Raw genomic sequence first — 1,874 nt, 5'->3', positions numbered from 1 at the left:
TATTGTTTTAAAACATTATCATTTATAGAAGTTGGAATGCCATCGATATAACCGAAAATTTGAATTTTCTTTAGTACAGGAGATGTACGCCAATCGTTAGACCTTGAAATAAGTTCTTTCATACTTGATAAGTGTATTGGTTCTGTGTGTAAGGTTTTTGTGGGACCTGGATTTCTAGTAATTTCAATACTATTATTTGAGATTTCATAAGTGAAAGTTTCTCTTACATTACTTACTTGAAAAGATTCATAAAGTGGGTAAGCTTGGAATAAAGGCGCGCAGTAACCAACATCGACATAGTAAGGTTTGTCTAAGTTAACTTGTAAGCATAAATGTCCGGGGTCCATATACATATAATGAACATCAAAACCAAGATTTGATAATAACCAATGGAATCCAATCGAGTGCGTCCAACAAGTGCCGCCCAGACCTTTTGTTGTAATGCGGTTTATGTATGTCTCAATGGAAGGGAAATAATTACCTGTTTCATTACCTTTTTCCTAGTCGATTATTTTAGTAAGAGTTTCCCACTTTACTTTTTCTTGATGAGCTTTAATAAGCTCATTTAAAAACTTTAAGCTAGTAGGCTGTTTTGTCGATAGGAAGCTATTTACTAGTTGTACTTGGGTCATTTTCTTATCCTTTCTATATAGAAATTGCTATTGGTATTATTATACAATAGGTGTCAGAAAATACAGTTGTTTATTATTGGAGTGGGAGAGAATTATATGTCGATGTCGCTATATTATAAAAAAATCCGTGAGCAATTAGGCTGTGAACTAATTCTAATACCGAGTATAGCTGCTGTTATTAAAAATGAGCAAGGGAAAATCTTATTTCAATATCCTGGTGGAGAATACTGGAGTTTGCCAGCTGGAGCAATTGAACCTGGAGAAACTCCAGAAGAAGCAGTAATTCGGGAAGTATGGGAAGAAACAGGATTGAAAGTACAAGTAAAAAAACAAAAAGGGGTATTTGGAGGGGAAAGGTTCCGTCATATATATCCGAATGGCGATCAAGTAGAATATATTGTTGTTGTGTTTGAATGTGAAATTACTAGTGGAAAACTGAAATCGATAGATGGTGAATCTTTAAAACTACAATATTTCTCATTTTCTGAAAAGCCTCCTTTAGCACTACCATACCCGGATAATATATTTTTATAGATGTAAAATAGCACACCTTATTTATTGAAGGTGTGCTATTTATATAACCCGATCGTATACATTTCCGTTAACGTATACACAATTTCCTCTAATTTAATCTTTTTGTCATTTTGCATAATAGTCCAAAGAAACGATTCATTCATCGCGAACCAACCGCGTGCTACAATCTCTTTATTTAAATTAGGTTGTGCTAATCCACTTTCTTGAGAGTAAGTAATATCCTGTTTAATGCTTGTTATAAAACGTTCCCGAATCTCATCCCATTTTTGCCGTATTTCTCTTGATAATCCTATCGCTTCCTCTACAACTTGCAAAATAGCGCGTTCTTCATCTGCTAATTGCAGGAATGCTCTAACTTGATTTTGGATCATTATACGTGCTTCCTCTTTTGTTTGTGGAGAAAAAGAGCGTTCAGCGATATTATAAAAACGATTCATAACATCTTCCATTAAACTAATTAGGAGATCATCTTTGTTTTTGAAGTATACATATGCTGTTCCGTAACCAGTTTCTGCATGTTTAATAATTTGTGTAATTGTCGTTTTTTGAAATCCATTATTTATAAAAATAGTGTAACCAGAGTGTAATAGTTTCTTCTTGGTTTCTAAGGAGCGGTGTTTTCTTGATGAAAGGGTACTGTTTTTCAAAGAATCACCTCTTTATACTGAAATATCTGAAAATATAACTGTATTGTAAAAGAAATTCATA

2 protein-coding genes and 1 pseudogene are annotated in these 1,874 nt (G+C 33.4%); 1 reads left to right on the top strand and 2 read right to left on the bottom strand.

The features are described from left to right. Window positions 1-632, bottom strand: a pseudogene (locus ACQGS6_RS27550) (arylamine N-acetyltransferase); the annotation flags it as partial. A gap of 96 nt (window positions 633-728) precedes the next feature. Here ACQGS6_RS27550 and ACQGS6_RS27545 point away from each other — a divergent pair. After that, a complete protein-coding gene (locus ACQGS6_RS27545) occupies window positions 729-1,166 on the top strand; it encodes an NUDIX hydrolase (protein ID WP_000062913.1) in 438 nt (145 codons plus the stop codon). A 35-nt stretch (window positions 1,167-1,201) separates the two neighbouring features. Here the strand turns inward: ACQGS6_RS27545 and ACQGS6_RS27540 are convergent, their stop codons facing one another. Further along, window positions 1,202-1,813, bottom strand: a complete 612-nt coding sequence (locus ACQGS6_RS27540) for a TetR/AcrR family transcriptional regulator (RefSeq protein WP_426965962.1) — start codon at window positions 1,811-1,813, stop codon at window positions 1,202-1,204. Between the last annotated feature and the right edge of the window lie 61 nt (window positions 1,814-1,874).

This window comes from Bacillus sp. GMs2/2 (assembly GCF_050172095.1).
Taxonomy (GTDB): Bacteria; Bacillota; Bacilli; order Bacillales; family Bacillaceae_G; genus Bacillus_A; species Bacillus_A cereus.
The sequence above is the reverse complement of the archived record's forward strand: the minus strand, read 5'-3'. Positions and strand labels throughout refer to the sequence as shown.